Annotated in this window: 26 protein-coding genes and 1 tRNA gene; 12 read left to right on the forward strand and 15 right to left on the reverse strand. The window is 58.6% G+C overall.

The window, feature by feature from the left end; genetic code table 11:
• Nucleotides 1-23: 23 nt before the first annotated feature.
• Nucleotides 24-866 (reverse strand): universal stress protein, encoded by an 843-nt coding sequence (locus ABIE63_RS07895; protein WP_354503894.1) that lies wholly within the window; start codon nucleotides 864-866, stop codon nucleotides 24-26.
• A gap of 309 nt (nucleotides 867-1175) precedes the next feature.
• Between ABIE63_RS07895 and ABIE63_RS07900 the strand changes: the two genes are divergently transcribed.
• Both ABIE63_RS07900 and ABIE63_RS07905 read left to right on the forward strand, forming a co-directional pair.
• Nucleotides 1176-2501 carry a ferredoxin reductase family protein gene (locus ABIE63_RS07900; protein ID WP_354503896.1) on the forward strand — a complete coding sequence of 442 codons (1326 nt, stop codon included), beginning with the start codon at nucleotides 1176-1178 and terminating at the stop codon, nucleotides 2499-2501.
• A 438-nt stretch (nucleotides 2502-2939) separates the two neighbouring features.
• Entirely contained in the window at nucleotides 2940-4592 is a 1653-nt protein-coding gene (locus tag ABIE63_RS07905; RefSeq protein WP_354503897.1) for an adenylate/guanylate cyclase domain-containing protein, read from the forward strand.
• 441 nt (nucleotides 4593-5033) lie between these two features.
• Here ABIE63_RS07905 and ABIE63_RS07910 read toward each other — a convergent pair whose 3' ends face one another.
• Together ABIE63_RS07910 and ABIE63_RS07915 are read right to left on the reverse strand one after the other, a co-directional pair.
• Nucleotides 5034-5858, reverse strand: a complete 825-nt coding sequence (locus tag ABIE63_RS07910) for a class I SAM-dependent methyltransferase (protein ID WP_354503899.1) — start codon at nucleotides 5856-5858, stop codon at nucleotides 5034-5036.
• Nucleotides 5855-6037 (reverse strand): lipocalin-like domain-containing protein, encoded by a 183-nt coding sequence (locus tag ABIE63_RS07915; protein WP_354503900.1) that lies wholly within the window; start codon nucleotides 6035-6037, stop codon nucleotides 5855-5857. The genes ABIE63_RS07910 and ABIE63_RS07915 overlap by 4 nt, the downstream gene beginning before the upstream one ends.
• 228 nt (nucleotides 6038-6265) lie before the next feature.
• On the opposite strand from ABIE63_RS07915, the gene ABIE63_RS07920 reads away from it, so the two are divergent.
• A complete protein-coding gene (locus ABIE63_RS07920) occupies nucleotides 6266-7162 on the forward strand; it encodes an alpha/beta hydrolase (RefSeq protein WP_354503902.1) in 897 nt (298 codons plus the stop codon).
• Nucleotides 7163-7254: 92 nt separating this feature from the next.
• Here ABIE63_RS07920 and ABIE63_RS07925 read toward each other — a convergent pair.
• Nucleotides 7255-7331, reverse strand: a tRNA-Met gene (locus ABIE63_RS07925).
• A 322-nt stretch (nucleotides 7332-7653) separates the two neighbouring features.
• On the opposite strand from ABIE63_RS07925, the gene ABIE63_RS07930 reads away from it, so the two are divergent.
• From ABIE63_RS07930 to ABIE63_RS07955, 6 genes are all read left to right on the forward strand, one after another.
• Nucleotides 7654-8565 carry a branched-chain amino acid ABC transporter permease LivH gene (locus tag ABIE63_RS07930; RefSeq protein WP_183415822.1) on the forward strand — a complete coding sequence of 304 codons (912 nt, stop codon included), beginning with the start codon at nucleotides 7654-7656 and terminating at the stop codon, nucleotides 8563-8565.
• Between the two features lie 5 nt (nucleotides 8566-8570).
• Nucleotides 8571-10136 (forward strand): high-affinity branched-chain amino acid ABC transporter permease LivM, encoded by a 1566-nt coding sequence (gene livM, locus ABIE63_RS07935; protein WP_183415823.1) that lies wholly within the window; start codon nucleotides 8571-8573, stop codon nucleotides 10134-10136.
• Nucleotides 10133-10939 carry an ABC transporter ATP-binding protein gene (locus ABIE63_RS07940; RefSeq protein ID WP_183415824.1) on the forward strand — a complete coding sequence of 269 codons (807 nt, stop codon included), beginning with the start codon at nucleotides 10133-10135 and terminating at the stop codon, nucleotides 10937-10939. Before livM ends, ABIE63_RS07940 begins: the two co-directional genes overlap by 4 nt.
• Nucleotides 10940-11653 (forward strand): ABC transporter ATP-binding protein, encoded by a 714-nt coding sequence (locus ABIE63_RS07945; RefSeq protein ID WP_183415825.1) that lies wholly within the window; start codon nucleotides 10940-10942, stop codon nucleotides 11651-11653.
• Complete coding sequence (locus tag ABIE63_RS07950) at nucleotides 11650-11991, forward strand: DUF6867 family protein (protein WP_183415826.1); 342 nt, start codon at nucleotides 11650-11652, stop codon at nucleotides 11989-11991. Before ABIE63_RS07945 ends, ABIE63_RS07950 begins: the two co-directional genes overlap by 4 nt.
• A gap of 88 nt (nucleotides 11992-12079) precedes the next feature.
• Nucleotides 12080-13198 (forward strand): branched-chain amino acid ABC transporter substrate-binding protein, encoded by a 1119-nt coding sequence (locus ABIE63_RS07955; RefSeq protein ID WP_354503904.1) that lies wholly within the window; start codon nucleotides 12080-12082, stop codon nucleotides 13196-13198.
• Between the two features lie 86 nt (nucleotides 13199-13284).
• Here the strand turns inward: ABIE63_RS07955 and ABIE63_RS07960 are convergent, their stop codons facing one another.
• From ABIE63_RS07960 to ABIE63_RS07975, 4 genes are all read right to left on the reverse strand, one after another.
• Nucleotides 13285-13470 carry a PLDc N-terminal domain-containing protein gene (locus ABIE63_RS07960; RefSeq protein WP_246377543.1) on the reverse strand — a complete coding sequence of 62 codons (186 nt, stop codon included), beginning with the start codon at nucleotides 13468-13470 and terminating at the stop codon, nucleotides 13285-13287.
• 38 nt (nucleotides 13471-13508) lie between these two features.
• The gene (locus ABIE63_RS07965) at nucleotides 13509-13814 is read right to left on the reverse strand and encodes an SCP2 sterol-binding domain-containing protein (RefSeq protein WP_183415828.1); all 306 of its coding nucleotides are present in this window, start codon (nucleotides 13812-13814) and stop codon (nucleotides 13509-13511) included.
• A 40-nt stretch (nucleotides 13815-13854) separates the two neighbouring features.
• On the reverse strand, nucleotides 13855-15006 hold the full coding sequence (gene mnmA, locus ABIE63_RS07970; protein ID WP_354503905.1) for a tRNA 2-thiouridine(34) synthase MnmA: 1152 nt from the start codon (nucleotides 15004-15006) through the stop codon (nucleotides 13855-13857).
• Between the two features lie 66 nt (nucleotides 15007-15072).
• A complete protein-coding gene (locus ABIE63_RS07975; protein ID WP_354503907.1) occupies nucleotides 15073-16431 on the reverse strand; it encodes an alpha/beta fold hydrolase in 1359 nt (452 codons plus the stop codon).
• A 175-nt stretch (nucleotides 16432-16606) separates the two neighbouring features.
• Here ABIE63_RS07975 and ABIE63_RS07980 point away from each other — a divergent pair, with 175 nt between their 5' ends.
• A complete protein-coding gene (locus ABIE63_RS07980) occupies nucleotides 16607-17092 on the forward strand; it encodes a DUF302 domain-containing protein (protein WP_354503908.1) in 486 nt (161 codons plus the stop codon).
• A 10-nt stretch (nucleotides 17093-17102) separates the two neighbouring features.
• On the opposite strand, the gene tenA is transcribed toward ABIE63_RS07980, so the two are convergent.
• Genes tenA through cysE form a run of 6 tightly spaced genes read right to left on the reverse strand, consistent with a single transcriptional unit; the run spans nucleotide 17103 to nucleotide 21912 of the window.
• The gene (gene tenA / locus ABIE63_RS07985; protein WP_354503910.1) at nucleotides 17103-17789 is read right to left on the reverse strand and encodes a thiaminase II; all 687 of its coding nucleotides are present in this window, start codon (nucleotides 17787-17789) and stop codon (nucleotides 17103-17105) included.
• 11 nt (nucleotides 17790-17800) lie between these two features.
• On the reverse strand, nucleotides 17801-18133 hold the full coding sequence (locus tag ABIE63_RS07990; protein WP_183415832.1) for a ferredoxin family 2Fe-2S iron-sulfur cluster binding protein: 333 nt from the start codon (nucleotides 18131-18133) through the stop codon (nucleotides 17801-17803).
• Between the two features lie 39 nt (nucleotides 18134-18172).
• Nucleotides 18173-19366 (reverse strand): aminotransferase class V-fold PLP-dependent enzyme, encoded by a 1194-nt coding sequence (locus ABIE63_RS07995; RefSeq protein WP_354503912.1) that lies wholly within the window; start codon nucleotides 19364-19366, stop codon nucleotides 18173-18175.
• 20 nt (nucleotides 19367-19386) lie between these two features.
• Nucleotides 19387-20517 carry a cysteine desulfurase family protein gene (locus tag ABIE63_RS08000; protein ID WP_354503914.1) on the reverse strand — a complete coding sequence of 377 codons (1131 nt, stop codon included), beginning with the start codon at nucleotides 20515-20517 and terminating at the stop codon, nucleotides 19387-19389.
• Between the two features lie 59 nt (nucleotides 20518-20576).
• Nucleotides 20577-21089: an Rrf2 family transcriptional regulator gene (locus tag ABIE63_RS08005; protein ID WP_354503915.1), complete on the reverse strand. Its 513-nt coding sequence runs from the start codon at nucleotides 21087-21089 to the stop codon at nucleotides 20577-20579.
• Nucleotides 21090-21129: 40 nt separating this feature from the next.
• The gene (gene cysE, locus ABIE63_RS08010; protein WP_354503916.1) at nucleotides 21130-21912 is read right to left on the reverse strand and encodes a serine O-acetyltransferase; all 783 of its coding nucleotides are present in this window, start codon (nucleotides 21910-21912) and stop codon (nucleotides 21130-21132) included.
• Nucleotides 21913-22130: 218 nt separating this feature from the next.
• Between cysE and ABIE63_RS08015 the strand changes: the two genes are divergently transcribed.
• A complete protein-coding gene (locus ABIE63_RS08015; protein WP_183415837.1) occupies nucleotides 22131-22778 on the forward strand; it encodes an alpha/beta hydrolase in 648 nt (215 codons plus the stop codon).
• Here ABIE63_RS08015 and ABIE63_RS08020 read toward each other — a convergent pair whose 3' ends face one another.
• Entirely contained in the window at nucleotides 22779-23912 is a 1134-nt protein-coding gene (locus tag ABIE63_RS08020) for an anhydro-N-acetylmuramic acid kinase (RefSeq protein ID WP_354503917.1), read from the reverse strand.
• Between the two features lie 156 nt (nucleotides 23913-24068).
• Here ABIE63_RS08020 and tyrS point away from each other — a divergent pair, with 156 nt between their 5' ends.
• Nucleotides 24069-25322 carry a tyrosine--tRNA ligase gene (tyrS, locus tag ABIE63_RS08025; RefSeq protein ID WP_354503918.1) on the forward strand — a complete coding sequence of 418 codons (1254 nt, stop codon included), beginning with the start codon at nucleotides 24069-24071 and terminating at the stop codon, nucleotides 25320-25322.
• Nucleotides 25323-25401 lie beyond the last annotated feature (79 nt).

A 25401-nucleotide genomic window follows, 5' to 3' on the forward strand; every position in this document is an offset into this window, starting at 1 on the left:
AGGGGTTTTGAATGCTCGCCAAGTCAGTGAGAGACAAAGACCGGCACCTTGGAACGCTCCAGAATCCCGGTTGCGTGGCTCCCAAATTGCTCAAATGCTAGGAAGCGTCGGTACGAAGACCCGATGACGATCACACCAGCGTCAACTCTCTCCGCTTCTTCCAGGAGAGTAGTCGTACGGTCAATCCCGCTCGGCAGTGATGATTTGGACACCTTGAAGCCGTGATCGATAGCATAGGCTTCGGCTTTGTCGAGCAAGCGATCCGGGGATTCTCCACTCTTTGGCTTGCCCGCCGTGACCAGATGCAGGTTGGCGTCCGGGCATAGATCCGATTGAACGAACTGCTTAAAGGCTTTCGCACTATCCAGCGAACCAGATAATGCAACCAGTGTGCTGGCTGGTTTCCATTCCGATTGCTCAGGCACGGCCAACATTGGTCTCAAACCCATCGCGATCAGATGCAGCACCGCCGCTACATCGTCCGCATTGCGCTCTCCTGGTGACCAGGGTCTGGTCGGAATTAGCGCCAGGTCCTGGAATCGCCAAACCGATGAAAGGGTCTCGTCTGTGTCTCCCCTGAGCGATACCGCCTGATAAGCAACGTTGGCTCTTTTGCACTCATCTCCAAGGGCAATGAGTGAATCATTCGCGTCTTTCGTCGCGTCACGCAGGCGAGCCTCGATTAGCCTTACCCTGTAAGAGAACGCTCCCACCGGCGCTGGTCCAACCATCCCGATCCGGTCAACGTCCACAATGGCGCAGCCCGTGATCTTCGCGTTGTGTTGCCTTGCAAGCTCTACCGCTATCCTGCTTTGAGCCACAGCAGCGGGAGAATGAGAAACGGAAACCAGAATACGGCGTAGCATTGATCGACTGCCTCCGGACGGTAACGGGCATTTCGAGAATCCGGAGGCATTATCCTCCTGATCCTTTCCGGCTTAGGATATTCACATTCAGGAGGATCTTGGATTGATCTAGCGCAAAGCATGTATGAATGCGGTTGTTTACTTGAAGACGGTGATACCCTCTAGCCTGTAAACTCCGCAGTTTCGTTTTGATCATCCACTGCCGAATACTGGAAACCCTGGATTATGGCTCGACAAGGCAACTCCCTCTCCAGCGTAACCACCTTCGAGGTGGCCAGTCGTGCCCGTCACAATCCGAGAGCGACCTAGATGCCAAGCAGTCTTCTCCTGGCTCTCTATCTCGGAATTGCGGCTGCGCCAGTTGCTCTTGCCTGGATTTCGGACCTTCCCCCAAGACCCTTTCTCGATGACCTGTCGTCCGGGCTGGCCATGACCGCGTACGCGGTCCTGCTGATGGAATTCCTCTTGTCAGGACGGTTTCGCTTCGTTTCGAGCAAAATCGGGATCGACCAGACGATGCGGTTCCATCAGCTCTTTGCCCGCACCCTCTTGGTCTTTGTTCTCATCCATCCATTCATTTACACACTTCCGATCATTGCCAATCCCCCTCCCTGGGATCTTGCCGCCACCGGTTTCCTTAAACTGACAAACATTGGCATCCTCACCGGTATCGCCGGATGGCTGCTCCTGGGAGCACTGGTTCTCACGGCGATGGCGCGTGACGCACTTTCCTACAGCTATGAAACCTGGAGGCTCAGCCATGGCCTGGGCGCCATTCTGGTCGCCGCTCTTGTCGCCATCCATACATTCGATTCAGGCCGCTACAGTGGAACCGGGCCTTTGACGATATATTGGACCGGTCTTCTCGGCATCGCTGCGGCCTCGATGCTGTACGTCTATCTGGTCTCTCCGCTTCTAAAGCTGCTCTCGCCTTTCGAGGTTATCTCGGTCCGGCAAATCGCCGAGAGAACCTGGGAGCTCACGATTGCACGAAGGGACAGGAGGCCGATCCGGTTCAAGGCCGGTCAGTTCTTCTGGTTGGGCGTTAGCCCGCATCCGTTCACCCTGAGAGAGAACCCTTTCTCCATTGCATCCGCCCCTGCGAACAACACGCAGGTTCAGTTTGTCATCAAGGAGCTGGGTGACTTCACCCGTTCGATCTCCAGCATAAGCCCCGGCCAGCGTGCCTGGGTCGATGGTCCTCATGGCGGTCTCAGCCTGCCGGAACCCGATGCTCCGGGTGTAGGTCTCATCGCGGGTGGTGTAGGGATTGCGCCGCTTCTCAGCGTGTTACGCGAGATGAGAGCGCGTGGAGACGAACGGCCTGTCATCTTGCTCTACGGAAACCGGCGCGAGGACCAGATTGTCTATCGAGAAGAACTTGAGAACCTTGCCGCTACGTCGGACCTCAATGTGACACACCTGTTAGGTGAGCCCCCGGATGGTTGGTCCGGGGCAACCGGCCTGGTGGATGCCCAGGTAATCGGAGATGTTTTTGGCCAGCGAAAAGGGTCGCAAGGCTGGACGTATCTGCTCTGCGGGCCACCAGCAATGTTGAATGCAGCCGAGGCAGGACTGATGGCTCATGGTGTTCCTGCCAGCCAGATCGTGAGTGAAAGGTTTGTTTACGATTAAGGAGTGTGCTCCATGAATCTGCCCAACCACCGAAAGAACCTGTTGAAGTGGACCATTGTCTCCCTGGCGCTCTTCAGCGTGGCATTGGCTTTTGCCCTTCGGTGATTCTCCAGAACTCTGACAGGACACGAGCGGCAGATCCGTTGTTGCTGATCAATAGGGCGTGGCCGGAGGATTGCATTGCACCCGCCATCATTCGGATTTTTGAAGTTCCGCACCGGCGGAGCCGCAAGCGGGCTCTGCAACATGGGTCACGGTTCTGGGAGTCGCGACACCCCTGGCGCCAGCGCTTCGACGGCGCGCATCATCGTCTGACTCATGTGTGCGGTTCTAGGGCCTTCCAGGCACGCAATCCAGGAAACTTGGGTTGTCCGTTCGATTGAGCAGGTGGCGATGGCAATTCATAGTGATTATCGTCTTCCGCTGAGGGAGAGGATCATGGAACGACGCCTTGCCGCGATTCTCGCAGCTGACATTGTCAACTACAGCCGGCTTATGGATGAGGATGAAGCGGCCGCACTCAGAGCCATTCAACGGCTTCGGGAGGAACTGCTCGAACCGGAGGTTTACCGCTGGCGTGGGGTCGTTGCAAAGCGGTTGGGCGACGGCTGGCTGACGGAGTTCTCGTCCGTGTCCGATGCCATCAACTGTGCGGTGCAAATCCAGAAATCGATGGCAGAAGAGCCGGTTGATCTGCGTATCGGTGTCCACGTTGGCGACATCGTACACTCCAACGACGATATCTATGGCACCGGAGTGAACCTGGCATCGAGGCTGGAGGCAATCTGTCAGGCGGGGTTCGTTGTGGCTTCTGGAGAAGCGATGCGCCTCGCGAAAGGAACCCTAAACGAGCCTTTCCACGAGAGCGGCTCGGCAATGCTGAAGAACATAGAAGACCCCGTGCAAATCTGGAGCTGGCCAAAGCCCCTTTCTGAGTTCGCATTTTTGGGTGAGCGGGGCGGCGCCAAACCACGGATCTTTGTTGTTCCATTCCAATCTCGCAGCGATGAAGCCAGGGACCTGGCCGATGCGATCAGTGACGACCTGAGAACATCCTTCTCGCGGCAAAGCGGCGTTGTCTTGGTAACAAGCCGGGAGCTGGCCGATTTTCTGCTTGAAGGCACTGTGCGTGGCCGTGGTGATCATTGGCGGATCAGCGTGCAACTAACCGATCTGGATAGTCGAAGTTCCGTTTGGTCGGAGTGGTTCGACGAGCTTGGCGACGATCTTTTCTCGCTACAGGACCGTTGTGTCAGCCGAGTGGCCGGCGCCGTGCGAGTTCGATTGCCGCAGCTTCTGAGCCAGAAGACCGAGAGCCAGCCGATGGAGAGTATGGACGTCGAACAACTCTTGAATCGCGCGATGAATCATAACTTCACGCCAAGCTTGGTGAGTTGGGAAGAGTCCAGAAAGGCACTTGAGCTGGTACTGGAGCGCGACGCGGAGAATTGGATGGCGATGACCATGCTCTGCTTTAACCGGATCGCGACGGGACGGATCTTTGGCTGGAGGGGAATCACGCAGGGCGATGCTGGACTGGCAAAACGCATGATCGAACAGGCATGCAGGATAAAGCCCGCTGACCATGTGGTCAGAATGGTACGGGGCGCCTACTTTCTGTATGTCGAGCGGGACACCCACGCTGCGCGGCTGGAACTGGAAGAATCCTTGAGGCTCAATCCCATCTTCTATCACTCCATCGACTCCCTGTCGCAGGTCGAGCTTTACGATGGCAATTTCGAGGAGGCCAAACAGCTGGCGGATCGCGCGTTAGACTGTGATTCGGCCTATCCTTACAGGCACCTCTACCATCGCGACGCAGGGTACGCCGATCTCATGTTGGAGGACTTCTCCAGTGCGTTGGACCATTTCCAGAGGGCGGACCGAGCGGCGCCAGACCTGCCCTGGAACCTCATCGGCATGGCGGTTAGCCGTCTTCATTGTGGAGATCGGGAGGAGGCAAGACGCACCGTGGCATCCCTGATGGAGGCCGTGCCTGATTTCTCCCTCGATCAGATGGAGTCCCTGCCCTTCCAGGACAGGGTTCACTGGAACAAGATCTCTTCAGCGCTGGAAACGCTATCTACCTAAGTTTGGCAGACGGGGCTTCATCATGCTGCGCGATCAGTGCCGCCCCTGAGAGCGTTTTTTTCTGTCAGCCGTGATACAGCCGTGACACGGACCTTTCGCCGCCTCGGTCGAGAAAATTCTAAGTCATTGAAAAGATTGGTAGCAGGAGAGGAATTCGTCGCCCGTGGCGGACGCCCAAAGGGCGGCAAGCCCCGACACGTGGATTATGCTTCCAACGGAACGCCGCCATAAACAGCACGTTTCAGAAGTTAGAACTCTCTACCCTGCACTGCTTTTCAATGCCATAAATCCACGGTCATGAGCGAAGTCCTGTATTGGCTAAAAGCGGTCATAGCTCCATCAAGATGCTGACGGTCTACACCCATCAGCTTGGTGGTAGTAAGTAATCTCGCTCTGTTTTTTTTAGTGTTGCCCTCGGGCGGCCTATGGGCCGCCCTCTCCTTATAGCTTTACGGCTTTTACGGAGTAGCTAAGTGGCAGGGGATTGACTCCCTCCGGCCATCGGAACTTGCCCTCGCTATCCTCAACTAGGCCCGATGCTGCCCGCCAAACCAGGTAGTCGTGATCATGCAGAAACGCGATCCTGAGCCCGGCCTTGGACAACGCCGTCACGACCTGCGCGTTGGAGTGCGGCCACTCGTAGCTATTTTTGCCGCCGGCGTCGAAGCTCTCATCAGCGTAGTCGTGCCAGGCCCAGGCCACAGGTTCGGTCTGACTTGCATAGGGCTCGGGAAAAACTGGCAGGCCCTGGCCCACAGTCCAGGAATCATCAATGGCGTTGGTCAGCGGATGGGCGTCGAGCAGATAGTAGAATCCGCCTGGCGCCAGAAGATTAGCAACATCGCTGAACAGCTTATCGATGTCCGGCACCCAGCAGATCGCGCCCCAGGACATGAAAACAATGTCGAAGGGGCCTCTGACCGCCTCTTTCACCTCGGCAATATCACATTCGACAAAAGTCGCCTGTAGGCCCGCTTGACTTGCGACCGCCCTCGCCTTGGCGACCGCCTGGGGCGATATGTCGAGGCCCGTGACCTGCGCGCCCAGACGTGCCCAGGAGAGCGTGTCGAGACCGAAGTGGCAGAGCAGGTGGAGCAGGCGCTTGCCGGCGACATTGCCAACTTCTTCGCGTTCTACAGCTCCCAGATGATTGCCGCCGGCCAGAAAACCCTTTAGGTCGTACATCTCTGACGCTGCGTGGGCCTCCACAACGGAATCCCAGACCTTCAGATTTGATTTGACGGCCTTCTTGCGGTCTTGCGTCATTGAGTCTCTCTGGTTCGCCCCGCCGCGCTCAGATGAACGAAGACGAAATCATCCGGCGAATAGCTGATGTATCCACTGGCTCCCTCGGCCAGCGGATAGCCCTTACTCCCGCCCTCCCGAAGGTTGTACCAGCCGATCAACTGCCAGATACCCAGAAGCTTTTCCTTGATCGCGTTCATGGTGGGGCCCAAGTCGTCCAATCGAAAAGGCGAAGAAAGCGATGCCGCCTGCCAGCGAAGACTTCCGAAAGGAATCTTCAAAGGTCAAAGGATACAGGGAAATTGCTGGTAGCGGGGGAGGAATTCGCCGCCTGTGGCAGACGCCCGAAGGGCGGCAAGCCCCGACACGCGGATTAAGATTCCTGCGGGAATGTGCGATTGTAACCGCCAGATTTCCGGGAGGGATCAATGCGACGGGACGTTAGCTTCGTTTCCAAGGGCCAACATTGTCGGGGCTGGCTCTATCTGCCAGACGGGATCGGCGAAAGCGACAAAGTGCCCGCCATCATCATGGCTCACGGCTTTAGTGGGGTAAAAGAACAGGCCCTGCCCGAAGTCGCAGAACGCTTCGCCCAAGCTGGGTTCGGCGTTCTCTTGTTCGACTATCGGTATTTTGGAAGTAGTGATGGCGAACCACGCTGCCAGTTGTTCCCCCTGGAGATGGTAGAGGACTACAGGAATGCGCTCACTTACGCGAGCCTCGATCCCAATGTTGATCGTGCTCGGCTCGCGGTCTGGGGAACGTCCTTCAGTGGCGGGCTAGCCACCTATACAGCCCTAGTAGATAGAAGAGTGAAGGCAGTGGTCGCCCAGGTTCCAGGGATACAAAACGCTGATACCCGCAGCTCATTGAATCCAGAAACGTGGGCACGTGTCGGTAAAATGCTTATCGATGATCGGGACGCCAGATACCGAACCGGTGTGGTCAACTATCTAAAGGTCGTTGCGCCGGAGGGCGAGCCTTGCGCGCTTCCCGGTGCGGAGAGCTACGACGCTTTCATGGCGCTAAAGGAAATGGCTCCCACATGGCGCAATGAAATCACACTCGAATCACTGGAGAAAATAAGAGAGTTCGACCCTCTAAGCCTCATTCATAGGCTTCACCCGACACCGCTGCTGATCATCGCAGCCGAGCACGACACCATCATCCCGCTGGAACTCAACAAACTCGCCTACGAAAAAGCTTCTGAACCCAAAAAACTCATCGTGCATCCGATCAAGCATTTCGATGTCTATCAAGAACCCTGGCTATCGACAGCGACTGATGAAGCCATCGACTGGTTCAACGAGCATCTTAAGGGATGAAACGACACACTATCGGCACACGCAGTGAAGTTGCTATAGACGGACAAGCATCGTCAGAGGGTCTAAGTCGTTTAAATCTAAGGGAACTTCCCTGGTAGCGGGGGAGGGATTCGAACCCCCGACACGCGGATTATGATTCCGCTGCTCTAACCAACTGAGCTACCCCGCCACACGTCAGGAAGTGGCGCTTGATTTATTGGTGCGGGCGGTCTCTGTCAAGCGCTTTACGGACGGGCTAACCGGCCGCCCTCGCCGATCGCCGCCCCTCCCCGCCGGCAATAACCACGGTATCGAGGGCCATCTTGCACGCTTACCAGAGGTCGGGCTCATCTTTTTCACGCTTTTCTGGCAAGAAGCTCCGAATTGGCATTTGCGACCACGCGTTTTTCAGCTAAGAGAATCCATCCACCTGAAACACCCTGCCGCATGAAGCGGGGTTCAGCGACGGATCGCAACGCCGGTTTTAAGCAGGGAGCGGTGCAAGGCGGACCATGGCCTATTTTATGCAGCAGTTGATCAACGGGCTGACGCTCGGTTCGATCTACGGCCTTATCGCCATCGGCTATACGATGGTTTACGGCATCATCGGCATGATCAATTTCGCCCACGGCGAAATCTACATGATCGCGGCCTTCGTGGCGGTTATCGGCTTTACGGTGCTGGCAAGCTTCCAGGCACCCTTGTTGCTGGCGATCCTGATCGTGCTGATCCTCTCCATGCTGATCACAGCGGTCTATGGCTGGACGGTCGAGCGGGTCGCCTACCGGCCGCTGCGCGGGTCGTTCAGGCTGGCGCCGTTGATCTCGGCCATCGGCATGTCGATCTTCCTGCAAAACTACGTCCAGTTGATGCAGGGCGCGCGCAACAAGCCGGTCCCGCCGATGATTCAGGGTGGCTTCACGATCATGCAGGACGGCGACTTCACGGTGCAGCTTTCCTATCTGCAGATCATCATCGTGGTGACCACGGTCGGGCTGATGTATGGCTTTACCAGTTTCATCAACACCACCTCGATCGGACGACAGCAACGCGCCTGCGAACAGGACAAGACCATGTCTGCGTTGCTGGGCGTCAATGTGGACCGCACGGTGTCCCTCACCTTCGTCATGGGCGCGGCCTTGGCCGCCGTCGCCGGTGTCATGGTCACGCTTTACTACGGCGTGGTGGACTTCTACCTAGGCTTCCTGGCGGGCTTGAAGGCCTTCACGGCTGCGGTGCTCGGTGGCATCGGTTCCCTGCCCGGCGCGATGCTCGGTGGGCTCCTGATCGGTCTGATCGAGGCCATGTGGGCCGGATATTTCTCCAGCGAATGGAAGGATGTCGCGGCTTTCTCCATCCTGGTGCTCGTGCTGATCTTCCGGCCGCAAGGGCTGTTGGGCCGGCCCGAGATCGAGAAGGTCTGAGTCCCATGGCGCGCCAACCCGTAGAACGTACGCCGCTCGATTTCTCCGAGATCGGTCGGGAACTGGGCCTGACCGCCGTCGTCGGCCTCGGCCTCACCATCCCCCTTCTCAGTTTGAAGACCGTCGATGATGTCGGCGGGTTGCAGATTGTCGGCCGCTGGACGGAAACGGCATTGGTGATCCTGTTGCTGGTTCTGGGTCGCTTCGGGTTGATTTTGCTGCGCGAGACCGGACGCGAAATTCCGGTCGTCCTAGGCGGCGGACTGATGGGCCTTGTCGGCTTGTTGGACCTGCTGCGCAATCAGCTTTCAGCGATGACCGGGGGCGAGCCCTGGGACGGCATTTTCCCCAGCTACACGCTCGCCTTCCTGGCGGGTGCGGGAGGCGCGATTCTGGCCCTGCGCGCCGGGATGCAGCTTTCACGCCGGTACTCCAACCTGACCCGTGGCGAGCGCGATGCGCGGGCCGAAGCACGCGCCGAGACCTTCCGCGGTTTTATCACGCTGCTCGCGGCGTTGGCGGTCGTGATGGCGGTCATCCTGCCCTTCATGCCCTTTTCCAACCGCTATGTGATCGACGTGGCAACCTTGATCGTTACCTACGTGATGCTGGGTTGGGGCCTGAACATCATCGTCGGTTACGCCGGCCTTCTGGACCTTGGGTATGTCGCTTTCTATGCCGTGGGCGCCTACTCCTACGCGCTGGGCGCCCAGTATCTGGGGGTCAGCTTCTGGCTGGCCCTGCCCTTCGCGGGAATTCTAGCGGCCTCCTTTGGCCTGATCCTGGGGTTCCCGGTCCTGCGCCTGCGCGGCGACTACTTCGCGATCGTGACCTTGGGATTCGGTGAGATCGTTCGCATCATTCTGATCAACTGGTACCCGGTGACCAAAGGGCCGGACGGACTTTCCGGCATTCCCAGACCAGACTTTTTCGGACTGGCCGTCTTCAGCCGCAACGCCATCGACGGCCTGCCTCCATTCCACGAATTTTTCGGGTTGGAGTACGCATCAGAGCATCGCATCTACTTCCTCTATTATCTGATCCTCATCATGGCCTCGCTGGTCGCCATCTTCACGCTGCGAATCAGACGGCTGCCCATCGGGCGCGCGTGGGAAGCCCTGCGCGAGGACGACATCGCCTGTGCTTCACTGGGCATCAACCGCACGACGATCAAGCTTGCCGCCTTTGCTATTTCGGCAGCCTGGGGCGGCCTCGCCGGTGCTTTCTTCGCAACGCGGCAGGGTTTCATCAGTCCAGAGAGCTTCACCTTTATCGAGAGTGCGATCATCCTGGCCATCGTCGTGATGGGCGGCATGGGCTCGCTGGTGGGTATCGCCTGCGCCGCGATCCTCTTGATTGGCCTGCCGGAAGTGTTTCGAGAACTGGCCGAGTACCGGATGGTGGCCTTTGGCGCGGGCTTGGTCTTCATCATGATCTGGCGGCCGCAAGGCTTGCTGTCGCATCGAGAGCCATCTGTTCTGTTACACGGCAAGGACGGTAGAGGCGGCATGAAACCTGCCGCTGATCCGGCCGCGGCCCTGGCCGAGGCGACGAAGGAGTCCGCCTCATGAACCGGGATCTGCTGACAGTCGAGCATCTGACCATGCGGTTCGGCGGTCTGGTCGCCGTCGATGACGTGGAGTTTGTTGCCCGCGATCGCGAAATCACCGCGGTCATAGGACCCAACGGGGCCGGCAAAACCACGGTCTTCAACTGCCTGACCGGTTTTTACCAGCCGACGGTCGGGCGGTTGACCCTGACCCACGAGGACGGCCAGCAGTTCCTTCTGGAACGGTTGGAGGCCTATCGCATCGGCCGCGATGCCCGCGTTGCCCGTACCTTCCAGAATATCCGACTCTTCCCGCGCATGACGGTCCTGGAGAACCTTCTGGTCGCTCAGCACACCAACTTGATGCGGGCCAGCGCCTTTTCAGTGGCCGGGCTGTTTGGACTGCCCGGGTACAAGAAAGCTGAAAAGAAGGCGATCGAGAAAGCGCGCTACTATCTCGACCGGACGGGCCTGACGCCGGTTGCCGACTGGCAGGCAGGCAACCTTCCCTACGGCGCTCAGCGACGCCTGGAGATCGCACGTTCCATGTGCACCGACCCGGTCTTGCTTTGCCTCGACGAGCCTGCTGCGGGCTTGAATCCCCGTGAGTCCGCCGAGCTGAATCAGTTGCTTTTGCAGCTGCGCAACGAACAGGATATCGGTGTGCTTTTGATCGAACATGACATGAGCGTCGTCATGCAGATTTCCGACCATGTGATCGTGCTGGACTACGGCAAGAAGATCGCCGACGGTACGGCTCAGGAAGTGCAATCGGACCCCAAGGTCATTGCCGCCTATTTGGGCGAGGAAGAGGAGGCGCTTTAGATGCTGAGCGTCAAGGGCGTCCACACATTCTATGGCGCGATCGAAGCTCTAAAGGGCGTCGATGTCGAGGTTGCCGAGGGCGAGATCGTGACCCTGATCGGTGCCAACGGCGCTGGCAAGTCGACGCTACTAATGACGATCTGCGGTGTCACCAAAGCGCGGCGCGGAACGGTTTCTTTCACAGGCAAGGACATTACTGGCAAGCGCACCGACGAAATCGTCCGCCATGGCATCGCCTGCGCGCCGGAAGGCAGGCGGATTTTCCCGCGCATGACCGTGCGCGAGAACCTGCAAATGGGCGCGCTGACGTCCGATCCGGCGCGTTACGATCATAACCTGGAAGTCGCTTACACGCTTTTCCCGCGCTTGAAAGAGCGCGAGAACCAACGCGGCGGCACGCTGTCCGGTGGTGAACAGCAGATGCTGGCCATCGGGCGGGCGCTGATGAGCGAACCGCGCCTTTTGCTGCTGGACGAGCCGTCCCTCGGCTTGGCGCCGCTGGTGGTCAAACAGATTTTCGAGGCCATCCGTCAGATCAATGCGGAGCGCCGCATGACGGTCTTGCTCGTGGAGCAAAACGCCCACCATGCCTTGCGGCTCGCCAACCGGGGTTATGTTCTTGTAACCGGCCAGATCACCTTGACCGGAACCGGCAAGGAGTTGCTGGAGAATCCCGAAGTGAAGGCGGCCTACCTAGAAGGAGGCCACGCATGAGCGCGATCTTCTCACAGTCTCTGCCGGTCTTCATCGTATTGACCGCCGCTTTCGGGATTTGCGCTTGGCTTTCCGGCCAGGCAATGGCTAACGGATGGCGGCCTCTTTGGGTGGCGCTTTTCTATGCGGGTTTGATAGCGTTGGCGCATCGGTTTTTGCTGTTTGCGCTTCGCGACGCAAGCCTGCTGGATTTCCTGGGTTTCGTACTTTCTTTGATATTTTTCTGTGCGATCGCTTGGTTTGCCTATCGCAAACGCCGGGCCGATCGCATGGTTTCGCAATATCCGTGGCTCTATCAGCGCGCTGGGTTGATCGGGTGGCGCGCGCTACGGGACTAGCTTTGGTGGAGGCATGCCGCCAAAGGGGCGACCCCCTGGGTTTGTGGGGCGCCGTTACTTGCAGGGAGATCAAGAGGAGACTCCACCCATGAAGAAGATTCTACTCTCTACAGCCGCTGCTGCCATCTTCGCCCTTGTGGCCCAGAGCGCGAACGCGGAGATCAAAATCGCCACCGCCGGTCCGATGACCGGTCAGTATGCCTCCTTCGGCGAGCAGATGCAGAAAGGCGCCGAGGCAGCCGTTCGTGACATCAACGCGGCCGGCGGGATTTTGGGCGAACAGCTTTCGCTGTCCGTAGGTGATGACCGCTGCGATCCTAAGGAAGCAGTGGCCGTGGCCAACAAGTTCGTGAACGACGGCGTCGTTTTCGTTGCCGGTCACTTCTGTTCCGGTTCCTCGATCCCGGCTTCCGCCGTTTACAACGAGGAAGGCATCATTCAGATCTCGCCAGCCTCGACCAACCCAAAGCTGACGGAACAGGGTTTCTCGAACGTGTTCCGCACTTGCGGTCGTGACGACCAGCAGGGTGATTACGCCGGCGCTTGGCTCGGCAAGCACTATATCGGCAAGAAGGTTGCCTTCGCGCACGACAAACAGGCCTACTCCAAGGGACTTGCCGATCTGACGCTGGCCGCCTTCGAGAAGGCCGGCGGCAAAGCCGTTCTCCTCGAGACCGTCAACCCCGGCGAACGCGACTATTCTGCGTTCGTGACAAAGCTGAAAGCCGCTGGCATCGATGCCCTCTACTATGGTGGTTACCACACCGAGTTGGGCCTAATTTCCCGGCAGATGCGTGAACAGGGCCTCAACGCCCAGATCCTGTCGGGCGATGCGCTCAACACGTTGGAGTTCTGGTCCATCACCGGCGATGCCGGCGAAGGTCTGCTTTTCACTTTCGCACCGGACCCGCGCGCAAAACCGGAAGCCAAGGAGATCGTCGATCGCTTCAAGGCCGAGGGTTATGATCCCGAGGGTTACACGCTGTACACCTACGCCGCCATTCAGGCTTGGGCAGCAGCAGCCACCGCAGCCGGTTCACTGGACAACGCGGCCATTGAAGCCAAGCTCCGGGAATTGGACTTCTCTACGGTCATCGGGCCGCTCAATTTCAACGAATTGGGCGATCGTACGACGGCTGACTATACCTGGTACGAATGGACCAAGGGCAACTACGTAGAGGTGGGTGACGTCGCCCCCAAAATGTAAGTTTGTCATAGGCCATGTGCCTGAAAAGGAAAGGCCCGGCGGAAAGCCGGGCCTTTCTCTTTTGATAAAGCCTTGAACCGTTTGTCTCACACCTTCCGCGGGCCGAACAGGAGCCAGGCAAGGAACCCGAGGAACGGAAAGACCAACAAAACGACGATCCAGATAACCTTACCCCCCATGGAGGCGTTGGACTGGACGATATGCAATCCCGCCCAAACGATCAGAACCAGAAGGATCAGACCAAATACACCTACGAATTCCATCCCCATCATCGCTTTCATTCCCTTCCCGGCGCGGTGTAAGAATAGGCTTAGTCTTCAAGCAGCGCTGCGACCTTCAATGCAACGCCCATCGACCCCTCTACCTTAAGCTTTCCCATCATGAAAGCCACATTGGGATCGAGATCGCCGCCAATGAGCTTCCGGGCATTTTCGAGAGAAAGGCGCAGCGTCGTGTCGGCATCCCCGCTGAGTCCGTTCTCTATGATAGCGGTTGTGCCTGTTCCATCCCAGGACACCGCGCCGTCATCACCAAGATCGAAGTTTACTTTGTAGCCAAGAGGCGGGTTCTGGTTAGCCACGGCACGCAGCTTGTCGATGATCGGCTCTAGACCCATTGCATTCATTCCCCCTGATGGCCGGGCCGCCACCGCAGGCTTAAGCGACTTCCTGGCTGTGCAGTTCGCTACCAACGATCCAGCCGCCGCCAAGCACCTGACTCCCGTCATAGAGAACTGCCGCCTGGCCGGGCGCGATACCATGCTGGGGTTCAACCAAGTCAATGACGGCGCCGCGGCCCGGACTCGCCATTACCCGTGCAGCCGCGGCCGGTTGCGCCGAACGCAGTTTTACCTGGCAACTCCGGCCTTCCTGCCCCAAGGGGCGTCCATCCAGCCAATTCAATTCCTTCACGAAGACCCGATCGCGCGCCAGGGCCGATTTCGGTCCGACGACCACCCGCGCGGCTTGCGCGTCTATAGCCACGACATAGAGCGGATCGGCGGTACCGCCGATCCCAATGCCGCGGCGCTGCCCGATTGTGAAATTAATGATGCCCTCATGGCGCCCCAGCACCTGCCCTTTCAGGTCGACAATCTCGCCCGGGTCCAAGGCGCCGGGACGCAAGCGTGAGACCACCTGCGCATAAGACCCATTGGGTACAAAGCAAATATCCTGACTGTCCGGCTTCGCCGCGACCGGCAGGTTCAATTCCTCGGCTAGTTTACGCGTTTCGCTTTTGGGAAGACCGCCAAGCGGAAAGCGCAGAAAATCCAACTGCTCAGGCGTAGTCGCAAACAGGAAGTAGCTTTGATCCCGGCTATCGTCCTCGGCTTGATGAAGCTCAGTTCCGCTGACGCCCGCCTCGCGCCGTACATAGTGACCGGTGGCCAAAGCCGCCGCACCCAACTCTTTCGCCGTGGAAAGCAGATCCCGAAACTTAACCGTCTGATTGCAACGCACACAGGGAATCGGCGTTTCACCGCGCATGTAGCTGTCGGCAAAATCCTCGATCACCGATTCCGAAAAACGGCTCTCGTAATCCAGTACGTAGTGCGGGATACCGATTGTCTCGGCAACACGGCGCGCATCATAGATGTCCTGACCCGCGCAGCAGGCGCCCTTGCGTTGAACGGCGGCACCGTGATCGTAAAGCTGCAAGGTGATGCCCACCACGTCATAGCCTTCGCGCTTCAACAACGCGGCAGCAACCGAAGAGTCGACGCCACCCGACATGGCGACCACAACACGCGTGTCGGCGGGGGCGCCCGGCAATCCCAGGCTGTTGGTTGATTCAAGGCTACGCATCATGAGGCGGAATATAGGCACGGCAGCGCAAAACGCAAATCCCGTTGCGTAGCAGCCCGAGTCATATCCCTATAAATGCTTGATTCGTTGCAAGAACTGGAAGAACGGCTGCGGCGCGGCAGGCAACCCAAGATAAGCGGTGAAGTGGCCCTGTGGTCGGATTGTGACGTTCTCGTCCGGCAAGCGCCAGTCGCGCGCCAGCGCACGGCCTTCGGCAATCGGCATGATCTCGTCTTCAACACCCAACAGCATGAAGATTCGCTCCGGCGGCAGCGGCGCATCACGTTCTGGCTCGACCAGCGGCGCATAGCGGCGCAGCAGGTCGTCCGTCCAACCGGCCTTGGCCAGACGTTCGGGCAGGCGCATTTCCCCGGCAAGGCGGCCCCCCATCTTCAAAGTTGAAACCCGCCCACTGACCACCATCAACATCAAGGCATCCGGCTTGTAGGCATCGGGCCAGTGGCGTGATGCGCAAGCTAGCTTCTGGGCTGTCAGTCCACCCAAGCTTACACCGGCCAGCCCTACCGGGCCGCCGCCCTGCCCCCGCGCCCAGGCAATCAAGAGCGCAGCCTCGAGCAGGTGGCGGCTGATATAATTGATAAAGCCGAAGGGGCCTGTCGAAAGCACCTCCTCGCCGCCGAATGTGCCGGGAGCCCGGCGACGGCCATGTCCGGGGCCTTCGGCTCGAATCAGCCGAAAGCCCTGTTTGACCGCCAACATCGCCGCATCGTTGAATCCCGCCCAAAAATCCGTCTCCATGGAAATACCGTGGAGAAAAACCAAGGTTGGTGGATCAACAGCATCAACAGGCTCTATGACCCGGGCCCAGAGCGGTGCGCCGTCGTTTTCGGACTGGCCTTCCGCAGTTATCCAGCGATGTCGGACACCGCCCTCGATCATGCTGTGGGTCTGCCGCAATTTGGCAGTTGCTTGCGTGGGGTCCAGGAAGCGTACCGGGTCGGCCGCCGCTCCGTCGAAGGACGTTCCTAACTTTTCCGGGGTTGCTATATCCCAAGACAAGGGCGGCAACCGCCCCAACAGCTTGAGCGGCAGAAAAAGGCTACGGGCGTTCATGAAGCGGTCGGCAGCGCCCATGCGTGCCGCTTCCAGCGCTACTAAGTCGATGCTTGCGGCGTCAGAGCCAAAAAACCCTTCCTGCCAACGCTGGTCCGCGCCGACCCATTCGTGGCGCTGCTCCTCGGCCCTTCCCAGCAACAACGCCAACCCACGCTCCCAACCGGGACCTGGCGGCAGGGGCTTGCCGATTCCTGCGACGTAGTCGGCAGGGTCATAATCCACGGCCTCCGCGAGGCTCCAGGCACGCGACAAGGGCTGAAACCAGTCGAGAATTCCGCGCAGTGTCAGACGATCGAACCAGGGCCGGAAGACGAAAGGCTCAACACGCTCCGCCTGCCTTAACAATTTCATCGCCCGCTCGGCAGCACTCCGCATCGAATACGCGCCCCCTAAAATTCGCGACTTACCGACTTCACCCACTTGTGACTCGCCGTGTTCGGCTTGACCTTTGCCCGCGCTGGATACGACCCCTAAGGTTGCCGTCTGGCCTATTTTGCACAGATGGCCTGCCCGATGGGAGGCAAAGATGAGATTTCCGAAACTTACGATACTGACTTTGGCATGGCTGTTGGTCGCGATAACAGCGCCTAGAGCCGATGAACCGGCATGGCCCCGGAACTGGGTCGTGATTCCCACACCCCATAGCTATGGCGCTCTCGTCGAGCGTTTCAACGATGCGGTGGCCGAGCAGCAAATGGGGATCGTGTCTCGGGCCAGCGCCACCGTCGGCGTCAAGAAGCTCCTTGACGAGGATATACCCGGCAACATGGTCATAGGCGTCTACCGTCCCGATTTCGCCAAGCGCATGCTGGCGGCCTCGATCCCGGCGGGTATCGAAGCGCCGATCCGTTTCTACATTACCGAGAACAGTGATGGTACGGCGACGCTCAGCTACGCTCCACCAAGTGAGGTTTTTGCGCCCTACGACGACGGCGGTGTAGCACTCGATGATCTGGCGCGCGAACTTGATGTCATCTTCAAAGCAATCGCGGAAAAGGCGACGGCCGGATAGCTTCGCCACTTCATCGGGCGGCGGCGTCCAGACCCATCTGCCAGAAACCCGCCTCTAACCGGGTGGCGGCCGCGAATGTTTCCTGAATCGTCGCCCAGCGAGGGTTTGCCGTCGGGCGATCACCCAAGCGATCGCCGGAAACACGTTCGATCTGCGCAACGGCCGCGGCCGCTATCTCCTGGTACTCCACACCACCATAGGTCTCAATCCAGGAGCGATAGGGGTTGGTTGCCAGTGTGGCGCTACTATCGGCGAGCAAACGCGAACCGATTTCGCCATAACCGACTACACAGGGCGCCAATGCCACCAACAGATCCAGTAAGTCTCCGGCCAGACCACGCTCCAGGACAAAACGCGTATAGGCCATGTTGGCAGGGTGCTCGACGGTGGCTTCCAACGCCTTTGCATCGATTCCCCACCCTGCCGCCAAATCGACATGCAGCAGCATCTCATGATTAAGGAGACCATCCAGGGTCGCAGCGGCTGCCCGCATATCAGAAAGAGTTTCGCTTTTATAGACCGCCAGAGCATAAGCGCGCGCGAAATGCTTCAGGAACAGATAGTCCTGCGCCAGATAAAATCGAAATGCCTCGATCTCGAGCGTCCCTGCCGCGAGCGCACGAACAAAAGAATGGTTGGTATAGGCTGCCCAGTCATCGCCGCAGTTGGCCTTCAATTCCTCAAACAGTGCCGCCACTGACAACGGTCCTATTCGAAAAGCATATTGCGGGTTTCGGCGGGCAGCTTGACCGTCAGGCCATCAAGATCATCATTCATGATGATCTGACAGCCCAGGCGAGAGGTTTCAGTAAGACCGAAAGCGAGATCGAGCATATCCTCTTCATCTTCGGAAGCATCTTCCAACTTGGTATACCAATCGGCCTCCAGGATGACGTGGCAGGTGGAACAGGCGAGCGAGCCTTCACAAGCACCTTCGATATCGACGTCATTGCGGTGCGCTATCTCCAGCACCGACAGGCCAACCGGCGCATCGACTTCCTTGCGATTTCCATCCCGCTCGATGAAGACCATCTTCGGCATACTCTCGAAACTCCTCTTCACGATAACCTTTGTTTGCTTCTATTCCGCCGCACCCTGGCGTTTCTGCGCCCGCAGCGCCCGCACCGCGTCCGAAAGCGTCGCCACGGCAAAATCTACGTCGACTTCACTCGTGAAACGGCCCAGGGCCAAACGCATCGACTGGCGTGACTGCGCTTCGTCCAAACCCAGCGCACCCAATACATAAGACGGCTCGACTTCCGCCGAACTGCAAGCGGACCCCGTTGAAAACGCCAGGTCGGGGACAGCGGCAATCAGCGATTGAGCATCAACACCTGCGAACCGGAGATTGAGATTGCCCGCGATCCGCTGGTCCCACTCGCCATTGACCGTTACACCTTCAACGCGCGCCCTTAAACCATCGAGCAGGCGCGCGCGCAAGGCCGAAACACGGGCATTGTCGCTCTCCCGCTCCTCACCGGCGATGCGGCAAGCCTCACCGAAACCTATGCAGAGCGGCGCCGGTAGTGTTCCGGATCGCAACCCACGCTCTTGCCCACCGCCGTCGAACAAGGGCTCCAGGCGAACACGTGGGCGGCGGCGCACGTAAAGCGCCCCCATACCTTTGGGACCATAGATTTTATGGCTGGACAGGCTCAATAGGTCGATCTGCATGGCTTCCATGTCCAATGCGATGCGTCCTGCAGCCTGTGCGGCGTCGCTGTGAAACAGGACACCGCGCGCACGGCAAAGCGCGCCAATCCGGGCCAAAGGCTGTATCACGCCCGTTTCGTTGTTTACCGCCATCACGCAAACCAGAGCGGTTTTGGATTCCAGGGCCAGGGCGAGCTTGTCCATATCAACCAAGCCGCTGGGAAGAACCGGCAGATAGGTGGCGCGAAAACCTTCACGCTCGAGCGCGCGAACGGACTCCAACACACACTTATGCTCGGTTGCCAGGGTGACTATGTGATCGAGCCCCTTGTGCCGCCTCAAGAAGCGTGCGGCTCCCTTGATCGCAAGATTGTTCGCCTCAGTTGCGCCCGACGTAAAAATCACCTCGCGAGGGTCAGCGCCGATCAAGGCGGCGACCTGCTCACGCGCCTCCTCGACGGCGGCGGCGACTGCCCTGCCAGGGCTGTGCTCGACACTGTGAGGATTGGCAAAGAACTCCGTGAAATAGGGCTCCATCGCCTTGAAAACTCTCGGATCAAGAGGCGTTGTGGCCTGATAGTCCAGATACACCGGCGTTTTAGGCGTATTGTCCTTTGTCACTTTGGATTTTGTTTCCATGTTCAAGCCGCAGCCCGACTGCGGTCATAAAGCGCAAGCCATGCTTTAAGGAATTGCGGTAAGTCCTCCGCCTGACTGTTCCAACCCAAGCTGATCCGAATTGCCGAGGCGGCAGCATCGGGTTCGACGCCCATTGCGCGCAGAACGTGAGAGGGTGTTACCTTGCCGGAAGAACAAGCCGAGCCGGCGCTGACGGCAAAACCTGCCAAATCCATCGCCATCACTTGTGTTTCAGCAGGCAATCGCGGCACGCCTAGACAAATCGTGTTTGCAACTCTGGGCGCGCCGTCGCCATAAATCACGGCCTCCGGCGCTTCTGCCAGAACAGCATCCTCAAAAGCCTGCCGCCAGGCTCCCAAGCGGTCCATCGCGTCCTGACGCCCTTGCTCGGCTTCCCTGGCCGCGGCAGCAAAGCCTACGATACCAATTAGGTTCTCGGTTCCGGCACGACGGCGGCGCTCCTGGCCGCCTCCGCGCACCAATGGGGTCACACTGAGTCCGTCGCGCTGTATCAACAAGCCACAACCCGCCGGACCACCGATCTTATGTGCGGAGAGCGATAGGAGGTCGACACCAAGCTCGCTGAAGGAAAGTCGAAGCTTTCCGGCAGCCTGCACGGCATCGCAATGCACGAGAGCGCCAACGCTCTTTGCCAAGGTCACGACGTCTTCCAGGGGTTGAACAACGCCGGTCTCATTGTTGACCAGCATTACGGAAACCATCGCTGGCGTCGGCTTGCGGCTCAGACGCGCAGCCAACCACTCGAGATCGACCAAGCCGTTCTCACACAAGGGAATGATTTCGGCGTCGGCGCAAGACTGCAGCAGCGAATCATGCTCGCCGGCGGAAAGCAGGATCGGGCCCTGCTTCGCAGTCAGTAATGCCTGGTTGTTCGCTTCGGTCGCGCCGGAGGTAAAAACAAGCTGCCCGCTGCCCGCTCCAAACAAGTGCGCCAGATCCTGGCGCGCGTCATCCAGAAGGCCTCGCGCCTTGCGGCCAAACCCATGCACGGACGATGCGTTGCCGCAAACTTCCAACGCCGCCAGCACCGCTGATCGGGCTGCAGGCCGCAATGGCGAGGTTGCATTGTGGTCCAAATAGGTCGCTGCTGCTTTCATCGTCGTCCAGGTCAAAGATCCGCGTGGAAGGCTCCAGTTAAATAAAATCGCTGATTGCGATGCCGGATAGGATTTTATCGGGAGGCCACCAGTTTATCCGACTCCAAATCGGCGTCTCTGTCGTGGCTTACTTTGTCGACAGCAGTTGGAAATCTGTCCAGACCACTTGTACCTAGAACGCGGCGATTGACAATGTCGGCAACCGAGACGGAGGAAAGATACAGGTAGATCTGATTTCCGAGTTCTTCCCATAGATCGTGTGTCAGACATCGACTTTGATTGCCGCGGCAACCGTAAGGTTGGCCCGGCATGCAGCGCGTCGCGCGAATTGGCTCATCAACGGCCATTATTATGTCGGAGATACGGGTCTCGGCGGCAGGCCGGGCGAGTAGATAGCCGCCGCCAGGACCACGTACGGAAGTGACGAGATTGGCCCGACGCAGTTTGGCGAATAGCTGCTCCAGGTAGGACAAGGATATCTCCTGCCGTTCGGCGATATCCGCCAGGGTGATGGGCTTGCCAATAGATTCGCAAGCCAAGTCGACCAACGCCATGACGGCATAACGACCTTTCGTACTCAATCTCATTTTCCCTACCTCCTAGCGATCCGAAGAAACATGGAGGGCGTCAGCACTTACCGCCGCTTGCGGTCGCCTCGTGTTCCTCTCCGGGGCTGCCGACCGCAGGTGTCCCGGTCGTATTTTCCCCCTTCTCCTCGACGATGTTCTCAAGCTCGTCCAATCGGCCACGCAACCGCGTGACTTCGTCCATCAGTCCCTCCAATGCACGTGCTACCGGGTCGGGCAAGTCACCAACGGGCGTACCATAGGCAACAAAGGGAGCAGGATCGGCCGAACGGCCAGCCTGGGCCACGACTTTAGCCGGAATACCAACCACTGTGACGTTGTTCCCCACATCCTTGGTAACCACGGCGTTGGCGCCCACACGCGCGCAGTTACCCACGGTCACGGGCCCGAGCACCTGTGCGCCGGACCCGACAATCACGTTGTTGAGCAGCGTTGGGTGTCGCTTTTGGTTGCGCTGTGCATCACTGTCCACCGACGGTGCGACGCCACCCAGAGTAACACCTTGATAAAGCGTCACGTCGTCGCCGATTTCAGCCGTCTCACCAATAACCACGCCCATTCCGTGGTCGATGAAAAACCGACGGCCGATGCGCGCACCTGGATGAATCTCGATCCCGGTAAGAAAGCGGGCCACGGCCGTGATCCAACGCCCCAACAGGTGTAACCTCCGCTCCCAGAACCAGTGAGCGAGGCGATACATCATCGTGGCCTGGAAACCCGGATAACAAAGCACTACCTCAAGGGCAGACTTCGCCGCGGGGTCGCGGGCGAGACTTGAATCGATTTCTTCTTTAAGAGACTTGAGAAAGCCCTTGCTTGCCATGCTACACTCCGCCGCCTATTAAACCACTGCCTATCGGCCCCACACATCACCATGTGGTGGCCAATGAGCTGATCGAACAGGTACCAAACTGCAGAAAACCTACCTGTCCAGTCAAGTATTGCACAGCGACCCGCCTGAAAAAGGCTCGCAATACCATACTGTAAGAGTCAGATATTTGTTCGATGATGGTCAATGTAAAGCTGAGGTAATGCGACAATATGCCTGATGTGATCATAAATGGGCCGGAAGGCCGCCTCGAAGGCCGCTACTTGCACAATCGGGAAGCCAATGCGCCGGTCGCAATTATTTTGCACCCGCACCCGCAGCACGGCGGAACGATGAACAACAAGGTGGCCTATCACCTGTTCCACACATTCGCCAAGCAAGGCTTCTCTGTCCTGCGGTTCAATTTCCGCGGTGTCGGCCGTAGCCAGGGCGTCTATGACCGTGGCGAGGGTGAATTGTCGGATGCGGCTTCTGCGTTGGATTGGTTGCAGACAATCAATCCGAACGCACGCGCTTGCTGGGTCGCAGGCTTTTCATTCGGAGCATGGATTGGCATGCAGCTATTGATGCGGCGGCCAGAGATCGAAGGTTTCGTCTCGGTCGCGCCGCCGGCGAACATGTACGATTTCACCTTCCTGGCACCCTGTCCGTCTTCCGGGCTGATCGTCCAGGGCCAGAAGGACGAGTTGGTGCCGGAACCCTCGGTCGCGAAGCTGGTGCAGAAATTGCAGGCACAGCGAGGCATTGCCATCGACTACCGGGTGATTCCCGACGCCGACCACTTCTTCAAGGATCAAATGGAGCTGCTCTGCGAGCACGTGGCCGATCATGTCGACAAACGCAGGGCTGCGGCCGCCTGATTACCCGGACGTTGGCTTTTGATACCCGGGCGGCAGGTGCAGTTGGCCGCCCGTGGTAGGTGAAGCAACCCCCGTCGTTCCCGGGAAGGTCAAAGGCTGTTTCGCCAGGGATCGGAGTGCGAGATACCCAAAGGCCTGGGCCTCGATGGCATCGCCATCCCAGCCGACCGCCTCGACAGGATCGACGGCGGTGCCCAAACATTCTTTTAGCGCGTCCATCATGAAACCGTTATGACGCCCGCCGCCGCAGATCAGCCACCGCAGTGGTGTCTGCGGAAGCCAGGCAGCAGCCTTGGCGACGGCGGCGACTGTGAAGGCCGTCAATGTCGCTGCCCCTTCGTCTAGCGAATGACCGTTCACGCCATCAACCTGGAAACTGTTCCTGTCTAACGACTTGGGTGGCCTCTGTTTGAAGAATTCATGCTGTAACCAGGTTGCCAGCAAGCTTTCGTCGACCTTGCCACGCCGGGCCAGCAACCCATCCTTATCGTAGTTACCCGCATTAAAACCAAAGACCCAGTCATCGATCAGCGCGTTCCCCGGTCCGGTATCGAACGCCAGCAGATTGTCCCCTGCCCGGCTATTTTCCTCGGGCTCTCCGATCCAGGTGACATTAGCGACACCACCGATATTCAGCACCGCCAACGGCTTTGGAAGCCCGGCTGCCAAGGCCGCATGAAATACCGGAACGAGCGGCGCGCCCTGGCCACCGGCATCAACATCTGCCGTGCGCAGTTCGTTGACGACGGGTATGCCCGTCAGGGTCGCCAACAGATGACCATCGCCGATCTGCCGTGTCACACCGTCTTCTGGCGCGTGAAACAGCGTCTGGCCGTGAAACCCGATAACCGAAACCTCTGACGCCTGCAACTCGGCTCTGTCCAACAGGCTGGAAACGGCTTCGGCATGACGCATGGTAAGAAGCATCTCAACTGCATCAACCTCATCGCTGGAATCTCGGCGTCCCAGGAGGCGGCGCAGGCGCTGTCTAAAGGCCTTGTCGTAGGGAATGCTTAACCTTGGCCCGGCTTCTACAACCGTCAAACCGTCGCTGCGGATGAGCGCTGCGTCGATACCGTCGAGCGAGGTCCCGCTCATCATGCCGATGGCCCATTGGGTCTGTGTTTGATTCACTTTCGAAGTTCCTTTGCCCCAAGGCCATCAATGATGATACCGGCATCAATTGTGAAACGGCCTGCTTTGTGATACCAGAGCCGCCCGTCCATACGGAAGTGCAATACAATCGGTGCCCGGATCGGAACCACCTTCTTACGACGAGCGAACCAAACCATGACCGACGTAAAATCCGACTTTCTGCGCGAAGCCCAGCGAAGAGGCTTTATTCATCAGTGCACGGACCTGGAGGGTCTGGATAGCCTACTGAGCAAAGGCGTTGTAACGGCTTATATCGGTTTCGATTGCACCGCGGATTCCCTCCACGCCGGCTCTTTGCTTCCGATCATGCTCTTGCGTCTGCTGCAGCAGACCGGACATCGACCAATTGTCCTCATGGGTGGTGGCACGTCACGTATCGGCGATCCGTCGGGGCGCGACGAAGCGCGAATGCTGCTGACGGACGAGCAAATCGCCAGCAACATGATCGGTATAAAACGGGTATTCGAGAACTTCCTCACCTTCGGCGACGGTCCGACCGATGCCGTCATGGTCAACAACAACGACTGGCTGAGTGAGATAAACTACATCGATTTTCTGCGGGACTTCGGGCGGCATTTCTCCGTGAACCGGATGTTGAGCTTCGACTCGGTTAAGCTGCGCCTGGATCGGGAGCAGTCCCTGACCTTCCTGGAATTCAACTACATGATCCTGCAGGCCTACGACTTTCTTCAGCTTTCACGCAGTCACAGCTGCCGTCTGCAGATGGGCGGCTCCGACCAATGGGGAAACATCGTCAATGGCGTCGAGCTCAGTCGCCGGGTGGATGGTGCGGAGGTCTTCGGATTGACCAATCCTTTGCTGACCACTTCTTCCGGCGCCAAAATGGGCAAGACCGCCCAGGGCGCCGTTTGGCTGAATGAAGAACGGCTCTCCAACTACGACTACTGGCAGTACTGGCGTAATACCGAAGATGGCGACGTGGGTCGTTTCCTGCGCCTTTTCACCGAAATTCCGGAAAAAGAGATTGCCAGGCTAGAGGCGCTTCAAGGCGCCGAACTGAACGAGGCCAAAAAGATACTGGCCACGGCGGCCACGGCGTTGTGCCGCGGTGAGGAGAATGCGACGCGCGCCGCAGAAACCGCTCGCCAGACCTTCGAGCAGGGTGCGCTTGCTCAGGACCTGCCGACCATCGATATTGCCCGTAGCGAACTAGAACAGGGTATTGCTGCATTCGAACTCTTTCGGCGTGCCGGACTTGCGGCATCGAACGGCGAAGCGCGGCGCCTCATCAAACAGGGCGGCGCACGTTTAAACGACGAAAAGATTGAAGACGAGACGCTTCAAATCACCTCCGAGGCTCTGACACCCGATGGCGTTATCAAACTATCGGCAGGCCGCAAACGGCACGCGCTGATCAAAACGCAGTAAGGGCCGTCACCCGCTTTCAAAGGTGCTGCCGACTCCTGCCACGATCCGCTAAACTGTCACAAGCGGTAAGAGGCAAATC

It is taken from the genome of Limibacillus sp. MBR-115, from assembly GCF_040549425.1.
Classification (GTDB): Bacteria; Pseudomonadota; Alphaproteobacteria; order Kiloniellales; family CECT-8803; genus Limibacillus; species Limibacillus halophilus.

Coding starts and splice junctions, on each gene's coding strand:
- ABIE63_RS07910 (WP_354503899.1), bottom strand. CDS start 5,858: ATGACGCAAGACCGCAAGAAGGCCGTCAAATCAAATCTGAAGGTCTGG.
- ABIE63_RS07915 (WP_354503900.1), bottom strand. CDS start 6,037: ATGAACGCGATCAAGGAAAAGCTTCTGGGTATCTGGCAGTTGATCGGC.
- tyrS (WP_354503918.1), top strand. CDS start 24,069: ATGACCGACGTAAAATCCGACTTTCTGCGCGAAGCCCAGCGAAGAGGC.
- ABIE63_RS07900 (WP_354503896.1), top strand. CDS start 1,176: ATGCCAAGCAGTCTTCTCCTGGCTCTCTATCTCGGAATTGCGGCTGCG.
- ABIE63_RS07920 (WP_354503902.1), top strand. CDS start 6,266: ATGCGACGGGACGTTAGCTTCGTTTCCAAGGGCCAACATTGTCGGGGC.
- cysE (WP_354503916.1), bottom strand. CDS start 21,912: ATGGCAAGCAAGGGCTTTCTCAAGTCTCTTAAAGAAGAAATCGATTCA.
- ABIE63_RS07955 (WP_354503904.1), top strand. CDS start 12,080: ATGAAGAAGATTCTACTCTCTACAGCCGCTGCTGCCATCTTCGCCCTT.
- ABIE63_RS07895 (WP_354503894.1), bottom strand. CDS start 866: ATGCTACGCCGTATTCTGGTTTCCGTTTCTCATTCTCCCGCTGCTGTG.
- ABIE63_RS07965 (WP_183415828.1), bottom strand. CDS start 13,814: ATGGGTCTAGAGCCGATCATCGACAAGCTGCGTGCCGTGGCTAACCAG.
- ABIE63_RS07950 (WP_183415826.1), top strand. CDS start 11,650: ATGAGCGCGATCTTCTCACAGTCTCTGCCGGTCTTCATCGTATTGACC.
- ABIE63_RS07945 (WP_183415825.1), top strand. CDS start 10,940: ATGCTGAGCGTCAAGGGCGTCCACACATTCTATGGCGCGATCGAAGCT.
- mnmA (WP_354503905.1), bottom strand. CDS start 15,006: ATGATGCGTAGCCTTGAATCAACCAACAGCCTGGGATTGCCGGGCGCC.
- ABIE63_RS07960 (WP_246377543.1), bottom strand. CDS start 13,470: ATGATGGGGATGGAATTCGTAGGTGTATTTGGTCTGATCCTTCTGGTT.
- ABIE63_RS07930 (WP_183415822.1), top strand. CDS start 7,654: ATGGCCTATTTTATGCAGCAGTTGATCAACGGGCTGACGCTCGGTTCG.
- ABIE63_RS07940 (WP_183415824.1), top strand. CDS start 10,133: ATGAACCGGGATCTGCTGACAGTCGAGCATCTGACCATGCGGTTCGGC.
- ABIE63_RS08015 (WP_183415837.1), top strand. CDS start 22,131: ATGCCTGATGTGATCATAAATGGGCCGGAAGGCCGCCTCGAAGGCCGC.
- ABIE63_RS08005 (WP_354503915.1), bottom strand. CDS start 21,089: ATGAGATTGAGTACGAAAGGTCGTTATGCCGTCATGGCGTTGGTCGAC.
- livM (WP_183415823.1), top strand. CDS start 8,571: ATGGCGCGCCAACCCGTAGAACGTACGCCGCTCGATTTCTCCGAGATC.
- ABIE63_RS07980 (WP_354503908.1), top strand. CDS start 16,607: ATGAGATTTCCGAAACTTACGATACTGACTTTGGCATGGCTGTTGGTC.
- ABIE63_RS07905 (WP_354503897.1), top strand. CDS start 2,940: ATGGAACGACGCCTTGCCGCGATTCTCGCAGCTGACATTGTCAACTAC.
- ABIE63_RS07990 (WP_183415832.1), bottom strand. CDS start 18,133: ATGCCGAAGATGGTCTTCATCGAGCGGGATGGAAATCGCAAGGAAGTC.
- ABIE63_RS07975 (WP_354503907.1), bottom strand. CDS start 16,431: ATGAAATTGTTAAGGCAGGCGGAGCGTGTTGAGCCTTTCGTCTTCCGG.